Below are 23,254 nucleotides of genomic sequence, written 5' to 3' on the forward strand. Positions count from 1 at the left end.
GTGCGTCGTGCTACCCGCCGGGATCGGCAGGCGACGGCGCGCGCCCGTAATGGGCATGATAGGCGCGCGAGAAACTTGAATAGCCTTCATAGCCGATACGCCGGGCGACCTCGCTGATGGAGAGCTCGCCGGCGCGCAGCAGTTCCTGCGCCCGTTCCATGCGGCGCGTATGCGCATAGACGTGGGGCGTGACGCCAAAGAGGTCGCGGAAACCGCTGGTCAACTCATTGCGGTTCAGTCCGACGCGCCGGACGAGCTGTTCGATGGTCGGAGGATCGCCGATCTCGCGCCGGTAGATCTCCGCCGCGGTCTCGATGGCCTTTACCCTCGCCTGTTGGCCGATCAGGCGCGGCGCGGTGCGCAGGCGCAGGCCGTGCAGCTGGGAGACGACATCGCAGATGATTTCGACCGCCTTCGCCCCGACGAATATGCCGTGCAGCGGCTCGGGATAGCGGCAGGAAACGATCTGGTCCACCAGGCCGATGCCGGCTGGCGACAGGGGCAGCGACAATACCTCTGGCGTTCCGTCCCGCGACAGGAAGATCGGCCGATAGGCCGCCGGCACCCGCTCGATGTTCAGACCGTAACGGTCGATGAAGTCCTTGCGTTCGCAGACGATGAGGATACCGCGCAGCCGCGTGCCGGCATCGGTGTCGGAGACGGACAGCGGGATGTTGCTCACCTGCAGTATGTGCGGGTTGATCAGATCCATGCGCTCGCCGATCCAACGGCTGTAGCGGCCGGCGATGGTCGCCTGGATGCAGACGAGATCGGCCCGCGCCATCGTCAGGCTGTAGGGCGCGCCGACGTCGAAATTCATCACGTGGAGCAGGGTGAAGTCGTCGATGCGGCGATAGCCGTGCTCCTTGGCGCGGAACACCTCATCGACCTGTCCGAGCACTTTGCCGGAGCGCACGAACTCGCCGATACCCAAGCCAGATCGCACCGCGCGAAAATCCAGATCCAACTGGCGTCGATCGCCCATCGTCTGCGTTCCGCGCCTGCTTTCTCCAGCCGTATCGAGCGCCAGCCAGCGAAGCCGGAACGCTCGTCGCAGGCGTTCGGCGCCTGCTTTACCGGCGTTGGAGACTATCACGTCTTTTCACAGCTTATGTCGAGTTGTCACGCCGGCCTGTGCGGTGGCGGGGGAACGTGCGAGCGCATGTGAATCAGAAGCTGTTGCGACCGAACCACGCGCGTGCACCCCATCCTGTTCACCACTGCCGACCTGCCGCCCCACGAGCAGTTCGAGGCATTCCGTGCCGCCCATGAGGCGATTGTGGACATACGCCCGGGCGTCGACAGGCAGGCCTCCTTCGACATGTCGCAGCGAATCTGGCCGCTCGGCCGCCTCGTGCTCACCAGCACCAGCCTGCCGCGCAAAGGTCATCCCGTGCGCTGGAGGCACTGGCAGAAGGGCGTGCTCGATCACTGGTACGTGGTGCTGCCGTGCAGCTTCGACGAGGGGCGGCCGGCGCATCGGCGGCCGGAAGCACGGCCTCTCATCCACTCGCTGGCACGGCCACTCACCACCGAGATCGAGGATGACGGGGCTCTGACCTTGTTCGTCCCGCGCGACCTGCTGGCCGGCTCCTGTCTCGACAACCTGCTGGACGTGCCGCTCGACAGTGGTCTCGGGGCGCTGCTGGCCGACCTGATGCTGGCGCTCGACCGCCGGCTACCGCTGGTCGAGCCCCACGAACTCGACCACATCACCGAGGCGACGCGCTGTTTCCTCGACGCCTGCGCGCGACCCGCCCGCGACCGCCTGGCCGAGGCGCAGGCGCCGATCGACCTTGCTTTGCTTGAACGGGCCCGGCGGCGGATCCGGCTCCGGCTGACGGAGCCGGAACTGACCCCTGAAACGATCTGCAAGGATCTCGGTGTGTCGCGCTCGCGCCTCTACCGGCTGTTCGAACCGATCGGAGGCATATCGGCCTATGTGCGACGGCAGCGGCTGCTGGGCGCGCGGCACGCGCTGCTCGACCCGCTGGATGTCCGCCCCATCACGCGCATCGCCGAGCAATGGGCCTTCACCGACGCGTCCGTGTTCAGCCGTGCCTTCCGCCAGGAATTCGGAATCTCGCCCAAGGAGGCGCGCGAGACTGGCCGGATCGGCTTGCGGGGAACCGGCGGCTTCGAGGGCACCGGCATGGTCTCCGGCAACATGCCGAGCCTCGCCGAACTGCTCCGCTGGCTCGCCGCCTAGCGGTGGCTTCCGCAGAAGCTGTTCATCGCCGTGAGCGCCCGAGCGCCGCTGCTGCGATACGCCCGGCCAGCTCTTCCGCTTGGGCGGAATGACCGGGTTTTCGAAATTCAGGATTTACGCCTTCTGTTACGCAACGTTCATGCGGCACTCGCGAACAACATTCATGCTTTCCTTGCCAGGCAAAGCTCATTTTTCCTTCGCACTTGCAGCATGTCGGGGAGCTGGCTCTTTGCGGTAAAAGACGTAAGATTGGGATTGCGCGACAACAATTGGGACGTCCGGCCCATTTATTGAAATTCCTGCTGGTCTATAGGGTTGAACGCACCACGCTTCCTCCTTTTTCCGAGATGGGCATCATGGCGGACACCCCGGCTGGCAAGCTTTCCCTGCCCATTCTAACCGCCATGGTGGTCGGCTCCATGGTCGGAGCCGGCATCTTCAACCTGCCGGGCCGCTTCGCCACCGCCACCGGCCCGTTCGGTGCCATCATCGCCTGGACGATTGCCGGAACCGGCATGTACATGCTGGCGCGGGTGTTTCAGGCACTGGCCGAGAAGCGCCCGGACATCGATTCCGGCGTGTTCGCCTACGCCAAAGCCGGCTTCGGCGACTATATGGGCTTCCTGTCGGCCTTCGGTTACTGGCTCGGAAGCTGCCTCGGCAACGTGTTCTACTGGGTGCTGATCGGCTCGACGCTCGGGCGGTTCTTCCCGGAGATCTTCGGGGATGGCAGCACCGCGACGGCGATCATCGTCTCGCTTTGCGGCATCTGGGCCTTCCATTTCATGATCCTGCGCGGCGTCGAGCAGGCAACCTTCGTCAATACGGTTGTCACCATCGCCAAGATCGTGCCGCTGATCGTCGCGATCCTCGCCTTCATCTTCTTCTTCAATTACGCGCAATTCTCCGAGAACTTCTTCGGTGGCGTGGACATGCCGGAGAAGACCCTGCTGGCGCAGGTGCGCGACACCATGCTGATCACCGTCTTCGTGTTCCTCGGCATTGAGGGCGCCAGCGTCTATTCCCGCTTCGCCAAGAAGCGTTCGGATGTCGGCTCCGCGACCATTCTCGGCTTCGTCGCCGTGACCGGCCTGATGGTGGCCGTCACCATGCTGCCCTATGCCACCGCGCCGCGTGCCGCGATCGCCGGCGTGGCCAACCCTTCGCTGGCCGGCGCGCTCGAACTCGTTGTCGGGCATTGGGGGGCGATCTTCATCTCGATCGGCGTGCTGGTCTCGGTGCTCGGCGCCTATCTCGCCTGGTCGCTGATCTGCGCGGAAGTGCTGTTCGCCGCCGCCAAGTCGCAGGACATGCCGAAAATGTTCGCGGTGCAGAATGGCAACCGCGTGCCCGCCAACGCGCTATGGATGACCAACATCGTCGTCTCGCTGTTCGTCATCTCGACCTATTGGTCGCGCGACGCCTTCAACTTCATGCTCGACATGACCAGCGTGACCTCGCTGCTGCCCTACCTGCTGGTCGCCGGCTACGGCGTGCTGCTGGCACGCAGCGGCGTCGGCTACGAGACCACCCCGAACGAGCGCGCCCGCGACCAGATCTTCGCCTGGATCGCGGTGGTCTACACGCTGTTCATGTTCGTCGCCGCCGGCCTGAAATATGTGCTGCTGGTGGCCGTGCTGTTCGTGCCCGGTACCATCATCCTTTATTTCTGGGCCCGCCGCGAGCAGCGCGTGCGCCTGTTCACACCGGTCGAGATGGTCGCCTTCGGCATCACCGTGGTGGCCGCCGCCGTGGGCACTTACGGCCTCGTTACCGGCACCATTACCCCTTGAATCGGATAGGCATTTAGGAGCCCTATGATGGAAACCACCTTCGGCGTTCACTCCGAAGTCGGCCAGCTGCGCAAGGTCATGGTCTGCGCGCCCGGCCGCGCCCATCAGCGGCTGACGCCCAGCAATTGCGACCAGTTGCTGTTCGATGATGTGCTGTGGGTCGATGTCGCCAAGCGCGACCATTTCGACTTCATCACCAAGATGCGCGACCGCGGCATCGACGTGGTCGAGATGCACAATCTGCTGACCGAGACGGTCGCCATTCCCGAGGCCAAGGCATGGATCCTCGACAACCAGGTGGTGCCGAACACGATCGGTGTCGGCTTTGTCGATGAGGTACGCTCCTATCTCGACGGCCTGCCCAACCGCCAACTGGCGGAGACACTGATCGGCGGCCTGTCGACCTATGAATTCCCGGACACCATTGGCGGCGAGACGCTGGCGCTGATCCGCGACGCTGCCGGCGTCAACGAGTACCTGCTGCCGCCGCTGCCCAACACGCTCTACACCCGCGACACCACCTGCTGGATCTATGGCGGCGTGACGCTGAACCCGCTCTACTGGCCGGCGCGGCATGAGGAGACCATCCTCACCACCGCGATCTACAAATTCCACCCTGACTTCGCCGGCAAGGTGAAGGTGTGGTGGGGTGACCCGACCAAGGATTGGGGCCTCGCCACGCTGGAAGGCGGCGACGTGATGCCGATCGGCAAGGGCAATGTGCTGATCGGCATGAGCGAGCGCACCTCGCGCCAGGCGATCAGCCAGGCCGCCGCCGCGCTGTTCGCGCAGGGCGCCGCCGAGCGTGTCATCATTGCGGCAATGCCGAAGCTGCGCGCGGCGATGCATCTCGACACGGTGTTCACCTTCGCCGACCGCGACTGCGTGTTGCTGTACCCCGACATCGTCGACAAGATCGAGTGCTTCTCCTACCGGCCGGACGGCAAGGGCGGCGTCGAACTGCACAAGGACAAGGGCGGCCTCGTCGAGACCGTGCGCGAGGCTCTGGGCCTGAAGGAAATGCGCGTCGTCGAGACCGGCGGCAACGACTATATGCGCGAGCGGACTCAATGGGATTCCGGTGCCAATCTTGTCTGCGCCTCGCCCGGCGTCGTGTTCGCCTATGACCGCAACACCTATGCCAACACGCTGCTGCGCAAGGCCGGTATCGAGGTCATTACCATTGACGGCTCCGAACTCGGGCGCGGGCGCGGCGGCGGCCACTGCATGACCTGCCCGATCATCCGCGACGCCGTCGACTACTGAACGCGTGCCTTAACCCGCGCCTCTAACCAACGTCATGGCCGGGCTTGGCCCCGCCATCCACGCCTTTGCCGATATTGCGTGCCGCGCACCAAGGCGTGGATCCCCGAGCCAAGCCCGGGGATGACGGCGTATCAGAACGTCCCGCCATCCCGGATGGGGTTCGGATTAGACTCTCAGGCGCCTCCATGACCCAGCCCACCGAACAGAAATTCGCACTACCGACGCTAACCGCCATGGTCGTGGGCTCCATGGTCGGCGCCGGAATCTTCTCGCTACCGCAGACGTTCGGGCGGGTTACCGGCGGTCTGGGCGCCCTCATCGCCTGGGGCATCGCCGGCGGCGGCATGCTGATGCTGGCCTTCGTGTTCCAGACCCTCTCGCGCCGCAAGCCCGATCTCGATGCCGGCGTGTTCGCCTATGCCAAGGACGGCTTCGGCAATTATCTCGGCTTCGCCTCGGCGCTCGGCTACTGGACCGTCTGCTGCCTCGGCAACGTGTCCTATTGGGTGCTCATCAAATCGACGCTCGGCGCGCTGTTCCCGATCTTCGGTGACGGCAACACCGTCATCGCCGTGGCGGTCTCGTCGCTGGGCGTGTGGACCGTGCATTTCCTCATCCTGCGCGGCGTGCGCGAGGCGGCGGCGCTCAACACCATCGTCACCGTCGCCAAGATCATCCCGATCCTGATGTTCCTCGTCTTCGTCGGCTTCGGCTTCAAGGCCGATATCTTCGCCGCGAATTTTTGGGGCAGCATGGCTGCCGGTACCGACAGCCTGTTCGATCAGGTACGTGGCACCATGTTGGTCACGGTGTTCGTGTTCGTCGGCATCGAGGGCGCCAGCGTCTATTCCCGCTATGCGCGCCGGCGCTCCGATGTCGGCCTCGCCACGCTGCTGGGCTTCCTCGGCGTGCTGTGCCTGCTCGTCCTGGTGACGATGCTGTCCTATGGCATATTGCTGCGCCCGGAACTGGCGGGCCTGCGCAACCCGTCCATGGCCGGGGTGTTGCAGGCGGTGGTCGGTCCCTGGGGCGCCGTGTTCATATCAATCGGCCTCATCGTCTCGGTGCTCGGCGCCTATCTCTCCTGGTCGCTGCTGGCCGCCGAAGTGCTGTTCTCGGCCGCGCGCATGGAGAGCATGCCGGCCTTTCTCGGCGCCGAAAACCGCAATAAGGTGCCGTTCGCCGCGCTGTGGCTGACCAATCTTCTGGTGCAGTTCTTCCTCATCATGACGCTTTTCGCCGAGCAGGCCTTCCTGCTGGCACTGAAACTCACCTCGTCGATGATCCTGCTGCCCTATCTGCTGGTCGCGGCCTATGCGCTCAAGCTCGCCTGGAGCGGCGAGACCTATGCCGCGCAGCCCAAGGGGCGCGCGGGCGATCTGGTGCGGGCGGGGCTCGCCACGCTCTATGCCGCCGGCCTGATCTATGCCGGCGGATTGAAGTTCCTGCTGCTGTCGCTGGTGATCTACGCGCCCGGCAGCGCGCTGTTCATCATCGCGCAGCGCGAGCGCGGCCACCGCGTGTTCACACCCGTCGAATGGCTGCTGTTCGCGGCAGCAGCGGCCGGGGCGGCGCTCGCCATCTTCGGCCTGGCCACCGGGCGCATCAGCGTCTGAGCCCTGCGGTGGCCGTCGGCGGCAGGGCGGCCGACTGTTTTTACTCAACTGTCGAGATAGCCGAGGCTCGGCTCCAGCCGCTCGAAGGTCTCGTCCATCGCGTAGAAGGGCGTGACCGGCAGGGCGATGTGGCCGAACCACAGCGATAGCTGGCTCTCGGCGGTTTCCTCGTCTGCCCGCTTGATGGCGGCGAGGTAGAGCGCGGCGGCAAGCCCCGTTCGGTCGGCGCCGGATCGGCAATGGATCAGGATCGGCCGCGGCGCGTCGGCAAGGCGCGCCATGAACTCGGCGACCTCGGCATCGGACAACTCGCGGCGCGCGGACCAGGGCAGGTTGATGAGGATGACGTCATGGGCGCTCGCGAGACGAGCCTCTTCGCGATACCAGTCCTGATCTGGCGAGGCGCCGCGCAGATTGACGATGGTGCGGACCTTCAACCCCGTGAGCGCCGCCTCGAGCTGCGTCCCGGACAGGGTGGCGGAGCGGTAAAGTTCGCCCTCGATCACGGTGTGGAAATTGCCCTGCGCAACCGTGATACCCGCGTAGAGCGCGGCGACCCCGGAAATCGCCAGGAGCAGCCCGAGCACTCCCCGCATTGCGCCACGCAGCATTCCCCTAAGTTGACAATCCAGCCGCACCGGCAATCCCCCATGGCGTTTCAGGGGTCTGTCTGGCGTGCCGTTCCTGTCGGGAAGCTGTCCAAGGCGGGCAAAGACCTGGAAAGCTGATCTTGCGAGCAGCGACAGTTATCCGACAGGTTGACGCAGCGATCTCTCTCGCCGTCGGCAGCCCGCCGATGTGCTTGAGGACTTCACCAGATGCGCATGATCGCCACCAGCCTCGCCGCCGCTTTCCTGATCGCCCCCGTCGTCGCTCCGATCGCCGCGTTTGCCGGCCCGGCCTGCACCGCCGAGGCCAAGGACAAATGGATGACCGAAGACGCCATGAAGGCGAAGGTCACGGAGATGGGCTACCAGAAGATAAAGACCTTCAAGGTCTCCGGCAGCTGCTATGAGATCTACGGCTACACCAAGGACGGCAAGAAGGCCGAGGTCTATTTCAACCCGGTCTCCGGCGCGGTCGTGAAGTCCGAGATCGACTGATGAACGGGCCCATACCCTCCGCCGGCGCCGCCTCGGGCGGCACGGCCCGGCCCTCGCAGGAGGCCGGGCCCTCGCCGGAGGTCATGGTGTGGGATCCGGTGGTGCGGATCTTCCACTGGACCGTGGTCGCCGGGTGCCTGCTCAACCTCTTCGTCGTCGAAGACAGCGAGGCACTGCACGAGATCATAGGCTATATGGTAGCCGCGGCGCTGGTGGTGCGGGTCATCTGGGGCTTCATCGGCACGCACTATGCCCGTTTTGCCGAGTTCGTCCCCGGCCCGCGCCGGCTCACGTGGTATCTATCGGCTCTTGCCAAGGGGCGCGAGCCGCGCATGCTGGGACACAACCCCGCCGGTGCGGCAATGATGCTCGCGCTGATGGCGCTGCTTGCCGCCACCTGCGTGAGCGGCTGGATGATGGGGCTCGACACCTTCTGGGGCGAGGAGTGGCTGGAGGAGACTCACGAATGGCTCGCCAATTCCATCATGGTGCTGGCGCTCCTGCACGCGGGCGCGGCCCTCATCGAGAGCCGTCGCCACCGCGAGAATCTCGTGCTGTCCATGATCACCGGTCGCAAGCGCCGCGCCTGACACCACGCAGGGGGAGCCGTCCATGAGGCTCCTCCTGGTGGAAGATAGCGTGCGGCTGCGCGAGCTGGTCAGCGAGACGATCCGGCAGGCCGGCTGGCGGATCGACACGGTGGGCTCGCTGGAGGAGGCGCAGCTTGCCGTCGACACCAACGCCTATGACCTCGTGTTGCTCGACCTCGGCCTGCCCGACGGCGACGGGCTCGACTTCCTGCGCGCCCTGCGCCGCAAGCGCAGCACCACGCCGGTCCTCGTGCTGACCGCGCGCGGAGCGATCGACGAGCGCATCGCCGGGCTCGATGCCGGGGCCGACGACTACCTCACCAAGCCGTTCAACAATGGCGAACTGCTCGCCCGCTCGCGCGCCTTGCTGCGCCGGGCGCCCAGCATGGCGCCGGTGCTGGAGGCCGGGCGGCTGCGCTTCGATCTCGCGCGACTGGAGGTCAGCTGTGGAGAAGACGTCCTACCGCTTACGCCGCGCGAGCGTGCCGTGCTGGAAATCCTCATGCGTGACTTCGGCAAGGTGATGCCCAAGCGCGTGCTTGAGCACAAACTCTCCGATTTCGACGAGGACATCTCCGCCAACGCCATTGACCTGCATCTGTCGCGCCTGCGCAAGAAGATCGCCGCGCATGATGCCGGCATCGCTATCGAGACGGTGCGCGGCGTCGGCTATCTGCTGCGCGAGACCGACGCTTGAGCGCCGCCGCACCACCCGCAGGCACCGGGAAAGGCCGTGCGCTCGGCGTTCTGGTGGCGCGGCGCATCGTGCTGTTCACGCTGCTGGCCATGGTCGCGCAGCTCATCGCCGTGGTTGCCGAATATGCGGCCGACCCGGACAATCTCTCGCGTCTCCTGCTGGAACGTGAGACGCAGACTCTGGCGGAGGGCTTCACGCTCACCGGCACGGGGCTGCGCTACGAACTGCCCGCCGGCCTGCGGGGGCGCTACGATGTGGAAGGCTCGGGCTATGTGGCCCGCGTGCGCACCCCTTCCGGCGTGATCCTATTCTCGCATTGCGACGCCTCCTGCACCGAGCATTTCCTCCCGCTCGACCTCAACCCGCCGAGCTTCTGGCTGCGCATCCTCACCGAGGGCTACCCGCTCACCTTTGCCGGGGGCCATACGGTGGACATTGGCGGGCGCCACGCCTTCATCGAGGTCGCCATAAACGGTGACCCGCAGCATGCGCTTTGGGACGTCTTCGCCGATGAGGTGACCGAGCACATGCTGGTGCCGATGAGCATGACGCTCATCTTCGTGCTCGGCGCCAGTCTCTACTCCATCCACACGGCGCTGAAGCCGGTGCGCGAGGCCGCGCTCGCCGCCGAGCATCTCGACCCCATGAAGCCGGAAAGCGGTCTGCCGACGCGGACCATGCCCCGCGAAATCGCCCAGCTTGCCGGGGCGGTGAACCGTTCCTATGAGCGGGTGCGGGCGCTGGTCGCCGGTCAAAAGCTGTTCACCTCCGCCATCGCCCACGAAATCCGCACCCCGCTCGCCGTGGTGCGGCTGGAGCTGGAGCGGATCGATCATCCGCGCGCGCGGCAGGCGATCCATGAGGTGGACGAACTCTCGCGTTTTCTCGAACAGATCGTTGCCCTGGCCCGGCTGGAAGCGGCAGATACGCGCGGCTTCGCGCCCGTCGCGCTCGACCGCATGCTGGAGGAACTGGTCGGCTCCACCGCCGCCTTCGTCTATGGCGCGGGGGCCTCGATCGCCTTCGAACCCTCCACCGATCCCGTCGTCCCCGGCTATGCGCCACTGCTGCGCGACGCGGTGCGCAACCTCATCGAGAATGCCGTGCGTCATGGCGGCCCGGGTGTCGCCATCCGTGTCGCCTCGCAGTCGGACGGCACGATCGAGGTGGCGGATGACGGCATCGGCTTCGGCGGCGTTCCGCGCGAGAACGCTCCGGGCTTCTACAAGCGTGCCGGCGGGCTCGGCATCGGGCTGGAAATCGTGCGCCGCATCTGCGAGCTGCACGGCGCGCGCTTCGAGATCGACCGGGGCCCGGAAGGCGGCACAGTCGCCCGCATCCTCTTCCCTCCCGAGATCGCCGCAGGTTGAGCGCTCAGCGCGCCGGGGCAGCCGACCATAGGCCAAGGCGCTGCTTCATGAACGGTTGCTCGAAGCTGGGCAGCTCGGCCACTGGCGCCTCGCCGGCATGGAATCGGGCAAGGATCTGCCCATCGGAATGCGCCGCCCGCCAGGCCGGCAACTCGGCCTCGCCCGGCAGGTCCACCGGCTGGGTCAGTCGGGCAAGATAACCGATCTCCCCTTCATAGATGCCGACCACTGCGATGGACCGGGTGGCGTCGATCCGGGCAAGCAGCGGCGTGAGGTCAAAGGCTGGCAGCCCGCCGAGCCATGCCTGCAGGAAACCCGCCAGCAGCAGCGCAGCCGTCGCCCCCGCTCCGGCCCTCCACGCGTGGCGCCGCTGCGCCCAAACCGGCAGGGCGAGGGCGACGAGCAGCAGGCCGGGCCCCACTGCCAATGGCGGCAGGAGTTGCGGGTAGCGCGGCGCCAGCAGCGCGCTAGCGAGCATCGCGACGCCCGCGACGAGCACGGCAAGCGCAGGCCCGAATTCCATGCGGCGCGGCGCGGTGCTGATCAGCCGCGCAAGGATGAGCGCCGCCGCCGGCAGCGCCGGCAGCAGGTAGTGAAGCTGCTTGCTGGAAATGGCAGACATGATGAGCAGCGTGGCGGCAGACATGATCACCGGCAGACGCCACGCCCGTTCCCGCCAGAGCGACGCCAGCGCGGCCCCGTTCCAGAAGCCGGAGACGCACCACCAGGGAAAGAGCAACGCCGGCAGAAGTGGCAGGTAGAACCAGAAAGGTCGACGGTGGGCGAAGGCCTCGACCATCCGCCCAGCGGTCTGCCGCCACAGCAGCGTGCCTGCGAACTCCCCGCCCCCGGCCCCGGCGGCGGCGACTGCCCAGCCAAGCACAGGAAGCGCGGCAAGAAGCACCGTGCCGAGAAGCGCGAGATACCAGCGCCGCCAGTCGGTCATCCCCTCGACCCAGAGCGGGGCCAGCAGCGCGGCGGGCAACACCTGCACCAGCATCACCGGCCCCTTGGCCAGCAGGCCGATGGCGACGGAGAGGCCGAAAATCGTCCACCCGCCCGCCTGCCGTCGCCCGGCGCGCAAGAGGCCGATGAGCGCGGTGACGCTCGCCGTGGTCAGCATGGCGTCGAACATCACCGAGCTGGCGAGCGCGGCATAGGCGGTGAAGCCCGCCAGCACCAGCGCCGCGCGGGCGCCGAGCGCCGGACCGGCAAGATCCCGGCCGAGCCGGTAGGTCGCGAACACGCTCAGTGGCAGGAACAGCGCCGGCATCAGCCGGGCGCTCCATTCCTGCGGGCCGGTCACGCGCCAGGCCAGATTGATCAGCCAGAACAGCAGCGGCGGCTTGTGACTGTAGGGCTCGCCATTGAGGTGCAGCAGGATCTTGTCGCCGGAGGTCCACATCTCCCAGGCGACCGTGAGATAGCGGGTCTCGTCGACCGGGAACGGCCCGCGCAGCAGCAGTGTCAGCGCAAGGGTGGCAAACGACAGCGAGAGAGCCAGCGTCAGCGCCCCCGCGTTGGCACGGCTGAAAGAGCGGTCGGGGATGGCGGCGTCCCCCGCCTCAGACAGCGCCGTCACGCAGCGCCTCCGGGCGGATGCTCTGCCGCCGGATCAGGCGGATATTGCGCAGATAGATGGCGAGGCCCGCGCCCTGGCCGATGATGAACACCGGGTCGCGCTGATAGATCGCATAGGCGACGAGGCCCAGCGAGCCGGCGATGCTCAGATACCAGAAGCTGTGCGGGATGATGCTGCGCCCCTCGCGCTCGCTTGCCCACCATTGAACGAGGAAGCGGGCCGAGAACATGGCCTGCCCAACAAGACCGACGGCGAGCCAGAGACCGGCGCTCATGAGCGGGGCCCCCGCCGGGAATCGGCGATGATCTCGGCCCGGATCACAGGGCGGCTCATGCGCGCGCTCAGCCACATCACCCCAACGAGATCGACGATGCCGACCCAGAGCCGGTTCCATGTGCCGTATTTGGAGCGGCCGGCCGAACGCGGGCGATGATTGACCGGATGGGTCAGCACGACGCCGCCCTCTCGCTGTATCAGCGCCGGCAGGAAACGGTGCATGTGGTCGAAATAGGGGAGCCGTTGATAGGTGGCACGGTCGAATACTTTCAGGCCGCAGCCCGTATCGGCGACGCCATCGGCGAGCAGCGCGCCGCGCACCCGGTTGGCGAGGCGCGAGGAGAGGCGCTTGACGAGACCATCATTGCGCCGGCGCCGCTGGCCGGCGACCATCCGCACCTCCCGACCCCGCCCGGCATTGCGGTAGAGCGCCAGAAGCAGGGGAATGTCCGCCGGGTCGTTCTGTCCATCCGCGTCGAGCGTGACGATGATGCGTCCCAGCGCGGCGTCGACACCGGACCGTATGGCGGCGCTCTGGCCGTACGAGCGGGCATGGGCGAGAAGCGTCAGTTGGTGATGGTCGCGCGCGACCTGCCCCACCACCCGCGCCGTCGCATCGGTCGAGCCGTCATCGACGACGATGACCTCGTAGCGGGTACCAGCCAGGGCGACGGTGATCTCGGCCAGCAGCGGGCCGATAGCGCCGGCCTCGTCGCGCGCGGGGAGAACGACGGAAACATCCGGCAAACCCGGAGCCGGGCTCGGTCCGAGCGGCAGGTCATCGCCAGCATGGCCTAACAGATCGGGGCGGATCGGGGCGGGAGCCGGCGCCGCGAATGCATGGGATCGGACGGGTTCCTTCAGGCTCGCACGTTTCGGGCAGGCGATCGGCGCCATGTCTATCGCGCTCCCAGCGGGAAAGCGGGCGAGGTGCCGCCAGCGGCGCCGTACAAGCTCTCATCCTTCACGCGCGTCCCTGCACGATGTGGCATCCGAGCCTCCCTGTGTGCCTACCTTTCCGCTAGCGATCCGAACCTGTCGGCAGGCTGTCGGCCCATAGAGAAGGCGCGAACCTTGGTCAGGCTTCCCAACTGCCCGGCGTTGCAGCCATGTGCCAGGCGTTCGTCGAAGCGGAATGTCGGCTATCTGGTGCTCGGCCAAGGTTCGTCAGTTGGCACCCCACGCTCCATGGCCGGAGTCCAGCGCGTGCCCCCGGCTATGGTCAGTGCGAACGGCTGCGAACCGGTGCGCCGCAGCTCGCGGCCCCTCGCCGCTACCCCACCGGCGCGGTGGCGAGGGAAGTCTTCTTCTGTGCGGCCACGAGCATATCAACGAAGGCTGTCACCTTGGGCGGGCGGAAGCGGGCGGTGGGATAGACCGTGTGGATGCCGCCGGAGGGCAGCTCCCACGCGGGCAGCACATGCACCAGCCGCCCGGTCGCGAGCTCTTCCGCCACCAGGAAATCCGGCAGGATGGACAGGCCACCGCCGGCCTTCACCGCCGCAAGCACGCCGGGTGTCGTATCGATGGCCATGCTTGCCTGCATCCGCACGGCACGCCGGTCCAGCGCGCCGCGGGTGAACGGCCACAGCAGCGGCTCGCGCAGCGCCAGATTGGCGATGAAAGGCAATCCCGCCAGATCGTCCGGCTCCTCCACCGAGGCGAGACGCGACGAGAAGCCGGGGCTTGCCACGAGGAACTGATTGAAGCCGCCGATCTTGCGGGCCTGCAGGCCGGAATCGGCGAGCCAGCCGACGCGGATCGCCAGGTCGATGCGCCCCGAGACGAGATCGAGCGTGTCGTCGCTGAGCGTCAGTTCAACCCGGCAGGTGGCATAGCGGGCAGAGAAGGCGGCCGCGACCGGCGCGACGAGCGCGGTGCCATAGTCGTTCGGTGCGGTGACGCGCAGCGTACCGGTTGGCTCAGCCGCCGCCTGCGCCAACTCGTCGAACGCATCTTCGGCGTCGCGCAGGATCATGACGCAGCGCGCGTGAAACCGCCGCCCGGCCTCGGTCGGCTCGACCCGCCGCGTCGTGCGCACCAGAAGGCTAGTCCGCACGTCCCGTTCCAGCTGCGCCACCTGCTGGCTCACCACCGCCTTGGTGATGCCGAGCCGTTCGGCCGCCCGCGTGAACGAACCGGCATCCACCACGGCCGCGAAATAGGCCAGCCGGTTGAGATTCACGTCGATAGACCTCTCGGAAAGCACTGTGTGTTTTTAGCATACAGTGTGTCTGATTTGTTGGTCTTCTTCGCTCAATTCCGCTGTGGCATGCCTGCCGTCATAGGAGACCGCCATGAGCGACACGATCACCGGCACCATCTCGGGTAACATCACGGGCACGATCCATGTGGGCTACCTCTTCGATCCGCTCTGCGGCTGGTGTTATGGCGCCTCCCCGGCCATCGAGCGGCTGATCGCCCGACCGGACGTCGCCCTGGAGCTTATGCCCACCGGCCTTTTTGCCGGCCCCGGTGCCCGGCCGATGGATGCGGGCTTTGCGGACTACGCCTGGAGCAATGACCAGCGCATCGCCCGCCTGACCGGCCAGCCCTTCAGCGACGCCTACCGTCAGAAGGTTCTGGCAGACCGGACACGCCTGTTCGATTCCGGCCCGGCGACGCTGGCGATCGTCGCCGTCGCGCGTGTCGCTCCGGCGCGGGCGTTCGAGGCGCTGAAGGCGATCCAGCACGCCCGCTATGTGGAAGGCCGCGACATCACCGACATCACCGTCCTCGGGCAGGTGCTGCGCGCGCTCGACATGGGCGAGATCGCCGACCGGCTCGCCGCTCCCGATGAAGCGCTGCTCACGGCCTACCGCTCCCGCGTCGAGACCGCCCGCCGCGAGATGCGTCGCCTCGGCGCCGACGGGGTGCCGTCGCTCGCTGTCGGCAACGCCACCACTCCCCGGCTTGTGCGCGGCAATGCCCTGTTCGGCAGCATGGACATGCTGGTCGCCGAACTGAAGGCGGCCTGAGCGCACCAACGCGCCACAGCCCGCCCCTCACCCACCACGTCTCATCAGGAGAGAGCGATGCTCACCCGGAGATCCCTCATGAAAACCACCCTCGCGGCCGGCGCCGCCGCTGCCTTTGCTCCCGCAGGTCTTGGCCATGCCGCCGGCGGGTTGTCCTGGAAGCACTTCCCCGCCGGTGAAAAGGGCTTCTATCGCGCGCCCGTGCTCATCACCGGCGCCTCCGAGGCGCTGCTGATCGACGGTGGCTTCACCTATGCCGACGGGCGGACGGTGGCCGAGGCCATCAAGGCCAGCGGCAAGACGCTCACCGCCATCTATGTCAGCCAGTCCGATCCCGATTATTACTTCAGCCTCAAGCCGATCAAGGAAGCCTTCCCGAACGCGAAGGTGATCGCCGCCTCCGAGACCGTCGCGGCCATCAAGGCCAGCGTGGAGAAGAAGCTCGCGGTGTGGGGACCCCAGCTCAAGGAGAAGGGCCCGCAGACGCTGGCCGACATCATCATCCCCGAGGTGTTCGATGGCCCCTCGCTCACCGTCGACGGCGAGACCGTCGAGATCGTGCCGGCGGAAGGGCTGGCCAACCGCCGCTATCTCTTCGTGCCGTCGCTGAACGCGGTGTTCGGCGGGGTGATGGTGTTCTCCGGCGTCTATGTCTGGACCGCGGACACCCCGACCAAGGAACAGCGCGCCGCCTGGATCGCCAATCTGGACAAGATCGCAGCCCGCAAGCCTGCCGTCGTCGTGCCCGGCCATATGGTGCCGGGCGCCGCCACCGATCTCTCGGGGGTCGCATACACCAAGGCCTATCTCCTCGCCTTCGAGGAAGAACTGGCCAAAGCCAAGGACTCCGCCGCGCTCAAGGCCGCGATGCTCGCCCGCTTCCCCGGCCTCGGCATGGGCGTTGCGCTTGATATCGGCGCGAAGGTCGCCACCGGCGAGATGAAGTGGGGCTGAGATGGCGCCAATCTCGATCTGATCCACGCCACCTATGAGGGCACGTCGGAGGAGAACGGCCGGAACCTGCTGGCCGCCCTTGCTCCCGATGCTTCATGGACGGAAGCGGAAGGTTTCCCCTATGCGGGAACCTTGGCGTCTGGAAGAGGGATGTCGGATGCGTGCGGGGTCAGGCCGCCAGCGCGGCAATCTACGCCTTGGCGCCGGCCAGCGCCGTTGCCTTTGCTTCCTCGCCAAGGGCCAGGCCCTCGGCCCGGATGATCGTGACATCGGTCAGGCCGATGAAGCCCAGCGCGGTGAGCAGGTACGATTCCTGATGATCGAGAGCCGCCATCGGGCTCTCGCCACTGTAGACACTACTCTGGCCAAGCCGTAGCCATTGCGGAGATCACGTCACCATCAGGGCGTACGGACATCTCGTCGACAGGTCAGGGCATCCTTATGGGTGCGCCTTCCCCGCACACACCCGCCCGTCTTCGAAGTGAACGATGCGGTCGAACAGGTCGGTCGAGCGCGGATCGTGGGTAATCACCAGGACAGCCGTCCCGTGGGCGGCGGCGATGCGGCGGAAGATCTCCATCACCTGGCGGCCCCGGACACTGTCCAGCGCGGCCGTCGGTTCGTCGGCGAGGATGAGCGGCGGCGCGTTGGCGAGCGCCCGCGCCACGGCCACACGCTGCTGCTCGCCGCCGGAGAGTTTCGCGGGCAGACTGTCGGCGCGGTGGGCGAGGTCGAGCGCGGCGAGCAGCCGCCGGCCATGGGCGCGGGCATCGGCGGGGGCCACATCGGCGATTTCGAGGCTCAGCGCGACATTCTCCACTGCCGACAGAAACGGGATCAGGTTCGCCTTCTGGAACACGAAGCCGATACGTTTGCGGCGTGTCTCGCGCAGCGCGTCAAGATCGGCGCCGGCATGGGAGACCCGTTCGCCGGCCAGCCAAACGTCGCCGGAGGTGGGGTTCTCCAGAAGCCCGGCCAGCATGAGAAACGTGCTCTTGCCCGAGCCGCTGGGCCCGAAGATGCCCACCAGTTCGCCGGCGGCGACATCCAGCGACACGCCGTCGAGAGCCCGCACCAGCCCTCCACCGGCGGTGTAATGGCGCGTCAGCGCGCGCACCGAGAGCACCGGCACATCGCTCATGACAGCACTTCCCGTGCGCTCACCCGCGACGCACGCGCGATCCCCACAAAGGCCGCGCCGGCGCAGACCAGGGTGAGGGCGAGCGCGATCTGCGCCAGGTCGGACGGCAGTATCACCACGCGGCGCGGGAAGAGCGGGAAGATCAGCCAGGACAGCACGATGGCGACGACATAGCCGGCAATGCCGATCAGCGCGGCCTGCTGGCCGATGAGGCCGATCACCACGCTCTCGCGCGCGCCCAGCAGCTTCAGCAGGGCGATTTCGTGCAGTTTCTCGAGGGTCATGGTGTAGACGATCAGCGACACCACGATGGCGGTGATGACGAGGATCATCCCGGTGAAAGTCAGGATCTGCAGGCGCAGCTTCCAGAGCCTTGCATTCAGCATCAGGTCGCGCTGTTCGCCGGTGGTCATGACCCGCACATCGCCCCAGCGTTGCATGGCGGCGATCACCTGCGCGGGGTCGGCGGCGGGATCGAGCCGGACCAGCACCGCGGCAATCTTGCTTTCCTGCGCCACCGAACTCGTATCGGCGCTGACGGCGGCGGCCCCTCCCGCCGTCGCCCGGGCGAGATGAATTTCCTCCGAGGTGCGGCGGCGGGCAATGACCGAGGCGTCGTTGATGCCGACGAAAAGCAGCCCGTCGCCGGCCGAATCCACCATGTGCCGCGTGAGCCCTACGACGGTGTAGACATCCCGCGCGAGCTGGATCCGGTCGCCGGCCTTGAGACCGGTGCTGGCGTCCGCCACCGCCTCGTAGCGGCTTCCGCCGAACCAGCGTCCCTCGGCGAGCGGAAGCCAGCGCCCGTCGTCGCGCGGCACGTCGATGCCGGTCACGGTGGCCCGGCGCGGGCTGCCGGCGACGCTGAACTGCTGGCTGAACTGGGTGAAGCGCCGCACATCCGCGACGCCCCGCACACCCTCGACCCTCCGGTCCATGTCGGCCGCCACGGCCGAACCTTCGGCAAAAGGCCCGGCCCGCTCGCCCTGCACGACCCAGAGATCGGCATCAATCCGCTCGATAATGAGCAGCGCGTCCTCGACGATGCCACGATAGAGGCCGGTCATGCCGATTACCGCCATAACCAGGAAGGCGACGCCAAAGGCGGTCAGCACGAAGCGGGTCGGGGCGTGCAGCGTGTCCTTCAGCGCCAGGTTCATGTGACGGGACCGGCAAGGCGCACGCGCATGAATGAGTAGAGGCCGCCGGGTTTGAGGATGTTCTGGCCGGCGGCGATGCCGTGGCGGATCTCGACGCGCTCCATGCCGGCCTCGCCGAGCGTCACCTCGCACCATCGCGCGCGGGCGCGGCTCGCCACCCACACGCCCGGCCGCCCGTCGCGCCACACGAGGAACGAGGTCGGCACGGTCAGGACCGGGCCGCGCTGCTCGATCAGGATGCGCGCCATGGCGCGCTGGCCGAGCGCCCAGTTGGCAGGAAGTGCATCCAGCGCGATGTCGATCTCGAACTCCCTGGTCTCCTCGTCGACCTCGCGCCCAAGCCTGAGGACATGGCCGGAAATTGGAGTTCCGGCGTGGGAGAAGGTGATCCGAGCGGCCTGCCCCGGCAGGATGGCGGACATGGCGCCCTCGTCCAGCCTTGCGGTCAGCACGAGGCTGGCGGGATCGACGAGATGCAGCACGTCGCTGCCGGCCGTCAGCATCTCGCCGACATGGCGCATGCGCGACACCACGACGCCGGAAATGGGCGCGCGCAGCACGCTGTCGTCCAGCTGGGCCCGGGCGACGGCAATGCGCGCGATCGCGGCATCGCGCTCGGCCTCGGCCTGCTCGACGGCACGGCCGGTACGCGCGAGCTCCGCCTCGGCCTCGCGGCGGGCGGCGAGCGCGTCTTCGAGACCGGCCGTGCTGGCGACGCCCTTGGCGAACAGCGCGACCTGCCTTTCATGGGTCGCCCGCTCCTTCTCCAACGTGGCGGTGGCGCGGTCGCGTTCGGCCTGCGCGGCGCTCACCCCGCGCTCGGCGGCTTGGGCACTCGCCTCGGCGGCACCAAGTTCGCCGCTGAGATCGTCGAAAGCGAGACGGGCGAGCACCTCGCCCTTGGCGACCACATCGTTGCGGTCGACGGCAAGCTCCTCAATGCGGGCCTGGATGCGGCTGCCGACGCTGGCCTCGGACAGCGCCGACAGCGTGCCGGGTCCCTGCAACTCGATGTCCAGAATGCCCGGCCGGAGGACCTCGCCCTCCACCACATGCGGATAAAAATAGCGCAGTCCGACGAACGCGATCGCCAGAGCCGCCGTAACGAGGGCGGCGAGCCGGAGCCCGCGGCGGCGGCGCGGACGCGGAACCGGTGCATCAAGCAACAGGAACGGGTCGAGGCCAGGCTTGACGTTCATGACGGCGATACCCGACCGGGCGGGCCCGGTCACTGGGCGGGCGCAACCTTGGCAGCGGCCAGCGCCTCCTTGCAGGGTTCGGAGATCCTGTCGGGATTGGCCTTGATGCACTGGAGGATGCGCCCGCCACCCGGCTGCACACCGGGGCAGGTGGCCCGGATGTCCGCCTCACAGGCGGCACGGACAGCCTGCATCTGCGCGCGCGAGAGATTCTGGGCCGAAACGGCTCCGGCGAAGGTGGCGCCGAGCAGGGTGGCGAAGGCCAGCGTGAGGCCGGCGCGGATGAAGAAGGCACGGTCCATGATGGCGGCTCCTTTCGGGAGTGGGACGCGGGACCATGGAGCCCGCCCACGTAGGGGCGGTCGGGCGCGGCGGGCTCCATGGCGGGCAGGCTGATGCCTACCCTGCCGCCGGGAACGGGTGGGGTGTACTCGGCGACAGGAGCGCAGGATCGCCGCAGCGTTTTGCGGCGGTGTCTCGGCGCGGGGCCTTTTTGTTGCAGTTTGTATCAGCGCCGGCGGTACATCTTGCGCGGGCCCGTCGCGGCTGTCATGCCAGCGCAATGACAGCCGCAAGAGTGCTTCTGGTCGAAGACGACCGCGACATTCGCAGCCTGCTCGTCGACTTCCTCGGCGGCGAGGGCTACGACGTCGAGGCGGTCGCAAGCGGCGCCCTGATGGACCGGGCGCTGATGCGGGGCATGCCTGACCTCGTGATCCTCGACATCATGCTGCCGGGCGAAGACGGGCTGTCGATCTGCCGGCGACTCAGGACCAGAAGCCGGGTGCCGATCCTCATGCTCACGGCCAAGCATGACGACATCGACCGCATCGTCGGGCTGGAGATCGGCGCCGACGATTATCTCGGCAAGCCGTTCAACCCGCGTGAATTGCTCGCGCGCATCCGCGCACTGCTGCGCCGTGCGTCGGGAGCCCTGTCGGCGGGCGTGCCGGAACGGCGGCGGCGGCGTTTCGCGGGCCTCATTGCCGATCTCGACGCACGCACGGTGGCGGACGAGAGGGGGCAGCGTGTGCTTCTCACCACGGCCGAGTTCGACCTGCTGACCTGCTTTCTCGAACGGCCCGGCCGGGTGCTCTCGCGCGACCAGTTGCTGGACTGGACACGCGGGCGCGCCGGCGGCGACCCGTTCGACCGAACCATCGACGTCACCGTGTCGCGGCTGCGCAGCAAGCTGGCCCACGGCCTCGGCGAGGCCGAGCAACCGATCACCACCGTGCGCAATGTCGGCTACCTGTTCTCGGCCGACGTGCACGAGATCTGAGGCGGATGGCCATGCGTCTCGGCCTGCTCGCCCGCATCATCCTGATCGTCACAGTGGCGTTTTTCGCCATCCAGCTGCTGGCCCTGTTCTTCTATTTCGGCACCGGCGAGGCGCGCCGGGCGTTCGGCGAGGCGCCGCCTTCGCTGCCGCGGCAGATCGCATCGCTCGTCCTGCTGGTCGACGAGATGCCCCCCAGCCTTCGGCCCGCACTGCTCGACGCCTTCAGCGAGAACGGCCGGGCCGCCACGATCATTCCCAACCTCCCCGATGATCCTGACCCCACGAAGGGCATCGGACGTATCGAGCGTTCCATCCGGACGGCACTGGCGCTGCGCGGTGCGCAGGGACGACAGGTGCTGGTGCGCCTCGACGGACCCAGTGAAGACGGGCGCGGCGACACGCTCAGCGTCTATGTCGGACTGGCCGGGGGCGGCTATCTCTGGCTCGATATCCAGGACCGCGTCACCGTCCGGCTGCTCGGCGTGCCCATCGGCTTCTTTGCCGGCCTGTTCGGCGTCGGCGTCGCCCTTGTCGCGCTGATGGCGGTCGCGCGCGAGATGCGGCCCATCACCCGCCTCGCCCGAGAGGTCGACCGGGTGGGTGAAGGCATCGGTCCCGTCGCGATCCCCGAGCGCGGCGCGCCGGAGCTGCGCACGCTGATCCGCGCCGTGAACGCCATGCAGGAGCGCATCGCCGCGCTCGTGCGCAACCGCACGCTGACGCTCGGCGCGATCTCGCATGACCTGCGCACCTATCTGACCCGCCTGCGCCTGCGCGTCGAGATGATGCCCGAGAACCGCCACCGGGCCGGTGCCATCGCCGATGTGGAGGCCATGCAGGCGCTGGTCGAGGACACGCTCGATTTCGCACAGGATTCTTTCATCCCGGTGGAGCCCGCCGGCACCGACCTTGCCGCCGCGCTGCGCCGCTACGCGACCGAGCAGAACGACGCGCGCATCGTGCTCGACCTGCCGGACGGCCCGGTTCGGGTCGCCATGGGCGACAAGGCGCTCGGCCGCGTCATCGCCAACCTCGTCGGCAATGCTCTGAACTATGGCAAGCGCGCCTTTGCCGCCATCGAGACGGACGGCACGCAGGCGGTTCTGGTGATAGAGGATGAAGGCCCCGGCATCCCCGTCGAGGAGCGCGAGCGCGTCTTCGAGCCGTTCCACCGGCTGGAGGCGTCACGCAACCGCGACAGCGGCGGAACCGGTCTCGGCCTGACCATCGTCCGCCGGCTGGTCGACCGGCACGGTGGCGGCATCGAGCTGGACAGCAGCCCGCGCGGGGGGCTTGCCGTCCGGGTCCGGTTGCCACGGGCGGAACGAGCGGGCTGATACAAATCGACATGCCGCGGTTCGAACGGCGATACCTTGGCCGCTCACCCTTGCCGCCTCATCAACGGCAAAGGACGTGACGCCATGAGAGCGACATTCCCCACCAGACTGACCACACGGATCGCCGGCGGAGCGGCCGTCCTCGGCCTCGCCGCCGCCGCCCTACCCACGCTCGGGGGCGCGCAGGGCCTGACCGGGCCCGCCGGACCCTGGGCATGCGAGCAGGAGCCCTTCGCGAGCGAACCGGGACCGGCCTTCGATCCGACCGCCGTTCGGCTCATTGCCGGCCTGCTGCTCTCGGCGCAGGAGACCGCGCTCGGCATCCGGACCGACCAGATGGATGCCTGGCGCGGCTACACAACGGCGCTCATCGCGCTTCTGCCCTCGGGCGAGCGGCTCGCGCGCTGGACGGACGAGACGAAGCGGGCGGAAGCACAGGCCTTCGACCTCGCGCAGGACATTGCCGATGCCGCCATCGAGCGGGCGGAGAAGGCCCGCGCGTTGCAGGACGCGGTCTCCAGACTCAAGGCGGCGCTGACGCCCGAACAGATGAGCCTGGCCAAGCAGATGCAGCAGAAGCTGGTCGAGCGGATCGTCCATTTCCTGGAATGGCGCCGCAGCGAGGGGCCGGGCATGCCGCTCTGACAATCTCGAACCGGCAAGAAAAGGGCCGGGAGCGCAGGCTCCCGGCCTTCTTTATC

Annotated in this window: 23 protein-coding genes and 1 pseudogene; 13 read left to right on the forward strand and 11 right to left on the reverse strand. The window is 67.6% G+C overall.

Annotated elements, in window-relative coordinates:
• Positions 1-10: 10 nt before the first annotated feature.
• Positions 11-1,096 (reverse strand): helix-turn-helix transcriptional regulator, encoded by a 1,086-nt coding sequence (locus KIP89_RS07330; RefSeq protein ID WP_369807071.1) that lies wholly within the window; start codon positions 1,094-1,096, stop codon positions 11-13.
• A gap of 102 nt (positions 1,097-1,198) precedes the next feature.
• Between KIP89_RS07330 and KIP89_RS07335 the strand changes: the two genes are divergently transcribed.
• From KIP89_RS07335 to KIP89_RS07350, 4 genes are all read left to right on the forward strand, one after another.
• Positions 1,199-2,209, forward strand: coding sequence for a helix-turn-helix transcriptional regulator (locus tag KIP89_RS07335; protein WP_213754748.1), 1,011 nt, complete (start codon positions 1,199-1,201; stop codon positions 2,207-2,209).
• A gap of 356 nt (positions 2,210-2,565) precedes the next feature.
• Entirely contained in the window at positions 2,566-4,002 is a 1,437-nt protein-coding gene (locus tag KIP89_RS07340; protein ID WP_213754749.1) for a basic amino acid/polyamine antiporter, read from the forward strand.
• Between the two features lie 27 nt (positions 4,003-4,029).
• On the forward strand, positions 4,030-5,268 hold the full coding sequence (locus KIP89_RS07345) for an arginine deiminase (protein ID WP_213755424.1): 1,239 nt from the start codon (positions 4,030-4,032) through the stop codon (positions 5,266-5,268).
• 185 nt (positions 5,269-5,453) lie between these two features.
• On the forward strand, positions 5,454-6,884 hold the full coding sequence (locus tag KIP89_RS07350; protein ID WP_213754750.1) for a basic amino acid/polyamine antiporter: 1,431 nt from the start codon (positions 5,454-5,456) through the stop codon (positions 6,882-6,884).
• Between the two features lie 44 nt (positions 6,885-6,928).
• Here KIP89_RS07350 and KIP89_RS07355 read toward each other — a convergent pair whose 3' ends face one another.
• On the reverse strand, positions 6,929-7,471 hold the full coding sequence (locus KIP89_RS07355) for a tyrosine-protein phosphatase (RefSeq protein WP_213754751.1): 543 nt from the start codon (positions 7,469-7,471) through the stop codon (positions 6,929-6,931).
• 231 nt (positions 7,472-7,702) lie between these two features.
• On the opposite strand from KIP89_RS07355, the gene KIP89_RS07360 reads away from it, so the two are divergent.
• The 4 genes from KIP89_RS07360 to KIP89_RS07375 are packed head-to-tail and all read left to right on the forward strand — an operon-like array spanning position 7,703 to position 10,644.
• Complete coding sequence (locus tag KIP89_RS07360) at positions 7,703-7,987, forward strand: PepSY domain-containing protein (RefSeq protein WP_213754752.1); 285 nt, start codon at positions 7,703-7,705, stop codon at positions 7,985-7,987.
• The gene (locus tag KIP89_RS07365) at positions 7,987-8,577 is read left to right on the forward strand and encodes a cytochrome b/b6 domain-containing protein (protein WP_213754753.1); all 591 of its coding nucleotides are present in this window, start codon (positions 7,987-7,989) and stop codon (positions 8,575-8,577) included. Before KIP89_RS07360 ends, KIP89_RS07365 begins: the two co-directional genes overlap by 1 nt.
• Positions 8,578-8,599: 22 nt before the next feature.
• Entirely contained in the window at positions 8,600-9,274 is a 675-nt protein-coding gene (locus KIP89_RS07370) for a response regulator transcription factor (RefSeq protein ID WP_213754754.1), read from the forward strand.
• Entirely contained in the window at positions 9,271-10,644 is a 1,374-nt protein-coding gene (locus KIP89_RS07375; RefSeq protein ID WP_213754755.1) for a sensor histidine kinase, read from the forward strand. The genes KIP89_RS07370 and KIP89_RS07375 overlap by 4 nt, the downstream gene beginning before the upstream one ends.
• A 4-nt stretch (positions 10,645-10,648) precedes the next feature.
• Here the strand turns inward: KIP89_RS07375 and KIP89_RS07380 are convergent, their stop codons facing one another.
• The 4 genes from KIP89_RS07380 to KIP89_RS07395 all read right to left on the reverse strand — a co-directional run bounded on the left by KIP89_RS07380 (position 10,649) and on the right by KIP89_RS07395 (position 14,687).
• Positions 10,649-12,226: an ArnT family glycosyltransferase gene (locus tag KIP89_RS07380; RefSeq protein WP_213754756.1), complete on the reverse strand. Its 1,578-nt coding sequence runs from the start codon at positions 12,224-12,226 to the stop codon at positions 10,649-10,651.
• On the reverse strand, positions 12,210-12,500 hold the full coding sequence (locus tag KIP89_RS07385) for a lipid-A-disaccharide synthase N-terminal domain-containing protein (RefSeq protein ID WP_213754757.1): 291 nt from the start codon (positions 12,498-12,500) through the stop codon (positions 12,210-12,212). Before KIP89_RS07385 ends, KIP89_RS07380 begins: the two co-directional genes overlap by 17 nt.
• On the reverse strand, positions 12,497-13,249 hold the full coding sequence (locus KIP89_RS07390) for a glycosyltransferase family 2 protein (protein ID WP_250152263.1): 753 nt from the start codon (positions 13,247-13,249) through the stop codon (positions 12,497-12,499). The genes KIP89_RS07385 and KIP89_RS07390 overlap by 4 nt, the downstream gene beginning before the upstream one ends.
• A 526-nt stretch (positions 13,250-13,775) precedes the next feature.
• Positions 13,776-14,687, reverse strand: coding sequence for a LysR family transcriptional regulator (locus KIP89_RS07395; protein WP_213754759.1), 912 nt, complete (start codon positions 14,685-14,687; stop codon positions 13,776-13,778).
• A 112-nt stretch (positions 14,688-14,799) separates the two neighbouring features.
• On the opposite strand from KIP89_RS07395, the gene KIP89_RS07400 reads away from it, so the two are divergent.
• Together KIP89_RS07400 and KIP89_RS07405 are read left to right on the forward strand one after the other, a co-directional pair.
• Positions 14,800-15,480: a DsbA family protein gene (locus KIP89_RS07400; protein ID WP_250152264.1), complete on the forward strand. Its 681-nt coding sequence runs from the start codon at positions 14,800-14,802 to the stop codon at positions 15,478-15,480.
• A 57-nt stretch (positions 15,481-15,537) separates the two neighbouring features.
• Positions 15,538-16,434: an MBL fold metallo-hydrolase gene (locus tag KIP89_RS07405; protein ID WP_213754760.1), complete on the forward strand. Its 897-nt coding sequence runs from the start codon at positions 15,538-15,540 to the stop codon at positions 16,432-16,434.
• A gap of 190 nt (positions 16,435-16,624) precedes the next feature.
• On the opposite strand, the pseudogene KIP89_RS07410 reads toward KIP89_RS07405, so the two are convergent.
• From KIP89_RS07410 to KIP89_RS07430, 5 genes and pseudogenes are all read right to left on the reverse strand, one after another.
• Positions 16,625-16,774: pseudogene (locus KIP89_RS07410) on the reverse strand (NAD(P)H-dependent oxidoreductase); the annotation flags it as partial.
• Positions 16,775-16,873: 99 nt separating this feature from the next.
• Complete coding sequence (locus KIP89_RS07415) at positions 16,874-17,575, reverse strand: ABC transporter ATP-binding protein (protein ID WP_213754762.1); 702 nt, start codon at positions 17,573-17,575, stop codon at positions 16,874-16,876.
• Positions 17,572-18,735: an ABC transporter permease gene (locus tag KIP89_RS07420; RefSeq protein ID WP_213754763.1), complete on the reverse strand. Its 1,164-nt coding sequence runs from the start codon at positions 18,733-18,735 to the stop codon at positions 17,572-17,574. Before KIP89_RS07420 ends, KIP89_RS07415 begins: the two co-directional genes overlap by 4 nt.
• Positions 18,732-19,934: an efflux RND transporter periplasmic adaptor subunit gene (locus tag KIP89_RS07425; protein WP_213754764.1), complete on the reverse strand. Its 1,203-nt coding sequence runs from the start codon at positions 19,932-19,934 to the stop codon at positions 18,732-18,734. The genes KIP89_RS07420 and KIP89_RS07425 overlap by 4 nt, the downstream gene beginning before the upstream one ends.
• A 29-nt stretch (positions 19,935-19,963) precedes the next feature.
• Positions 19,964-20,236, reverse strand: a complete 273-nt coding sequence (locus tag KIP89_RS07430) for a cysteine rich repeat-containing protein (protein WP_213754765.1) — start codon at positions 20,234-20,236, stop codon at positions 19,964-19,966.
• 260 nt (positions 20,237-20,496) lie between these two features.
• Between KIP89_RS07430 and KIP89_RS07435 the strand changes: the two genes are divergently transcribed.
• The 3 genes from KIP89_RS07435 (at position 20,497) to KIP89_RS07445 (ending at position 23,198) form a co-directional block, all read left to right on the forward strand.
• The gene (locus tag KIP89_RS07435) at positions 20,497-21,216 is read left to right on the forward strand and encodes a response regulator (protein WP_213754766.1); all 720 of its coding nucleotides are present in this window, start codon (positions 20,497-20,499) and stop codon (positions 21,214-21,216) included.
• A gap of 5 nt (positions 21,217-21,221) precedes the next feature.
• Entirely contained in the window at positions 21,222-22,553 is a 1,332-nt protein-coding gene (locus KIP89_RS07440; RefSeq protein ID WP_213754767.1) for an ATP-binding protein, read from the forward strand.
• An 84-nt stretch (positions 22,554-22,637) separates the two neighbouring features.
• Positions 22,638-23,198, forward strand: a complete 561-nt coding sequence (locus KIP89_RS07445) for a hypothetical protein (RefSeq protein ID WP_213754768.1) — start codon at positions 22,638-22,640, stop codon at positions 23,196-23,198.
• Positions 23,199-23,254 lie beyond the last annotated feature (56 nt).

Source organism: Ancylobacter radicis (genome assembly GCF_018449475.1).
Taxonomy (GTDB): Bacteria; Pseudomonadota; Alphaproteobacteria; order Rhizobiales; family Xanthobacteraceae; genus Ancylobacter; species Ancylobacter radicis.

Coding starts and splice junctions, on each gene's coding strand:
- KIP89_RS07340 (WP_213754749.1), top strand. CDS start 2,566: ATGGCGGACACCCCGGCTGGCAAGCTTTCCCTGCCCATTCTAACCGCC.
- KIP89_RS07345 (WP_213755424.1), top strand. CDS start 4,030: ATGGAAACCACCTTCGGCGTTCACTCCGAAGTCGGCCAGCTGCGCAAG.
- KIP89_RS07350 (WP_213754750.1), top strand. CDS start 5,454: ATGACCCAGCCCACCGAACAGAAATTCGCACTACCGACGCTAACCGCC.
- KIP89_RS07360 (WP_213754752.1), top strand. CDS start 7,703: ATGCGCATGATCGCCACCAGCCTCGCCGCCGCTTTCCTGATCGCCCCC.
- KIP89_RS07365 (WP_213754753.1), top strand. CDS start 7,987: ATGAACGGGCCCATACCCTCCGCCGGCGCCGCCTCGGGCGGCACGGCC.
- KIP89_RS07370 (WP_213754754.1), top strand. CDS start 8,600: ATGAGGCTCCTCCTGGTGGAAGATAGCGTGCGGCTGCGCGAGCTGGTC.
- KIP89_RS07385 (WP_213754757.1), bottom strand. CDS start 12,500: ATGAGCGCCGGTCTCTGGCTCGCCGTCGGTCTTGTTGGGCAGGCCATG.
- KIP89_RS07400 (WP_250152264.1), top strand. CDS start 14,800: ATGAGCGACACGATCACCGGCACCATCTCGGGTAACATCACGGGCACG.
- KIP89_RS07405 (WP_213754760.1), top strand. CDS start 15,538: ATGCTCACCCGGAGATCCCTCATGAAAACCACCCTCGCGGCCGGCGCC.
- KIP89_RS07415 (WP_213754762.1), bottom strand. CDS start 17,575: ATGAGCGATGTGCCGGTGCTCTCGGTGCGCGCGCTGACGCGCCATTAC.
- KIP89_RS07420 (WP_213754763.1), bottom strand. CDS start 18,735: ATGAACCTGGCGCTGAAGGACACGCTGCACGCCCCGACCCGCTTCGTG.
- KIP89_RS07425 (WP_213754764.1), bottom strand. CDS start 19,934: ATGAACGTCAAGCCTGGCCTCGACCCGTTCCTGTTGCTTGATGCACCG.
- KIP89_RS07430 (WP_213754765.1), bottom strand. CDS start 20,236: ATGGACCGTGCCTTCTTCATCCGCGCCGGCCTCACGCTGGCCTTCGCC.
- KIP89_RS07435 (WP_213754766.1), top strand. CDS start 20,497: ATGACAGCCGCAAGAGTGCTTCTGGTCGAAGACGACCGCGACATTCGC.
- KIP89_RS07440 (WP_213754767.1), top strand. CDS start 21,222: ATGGCCATGCGTCTCGGCCTGCTCGCCCGCATCATCCTGATCGTCACA.
- KIP89_RS07445 (WP_213754768.1), top strand. CDS start 22,638: ATGAGAGCGACATTCCCCACCAGACTGACCACACGGATCGCCGGCGGA.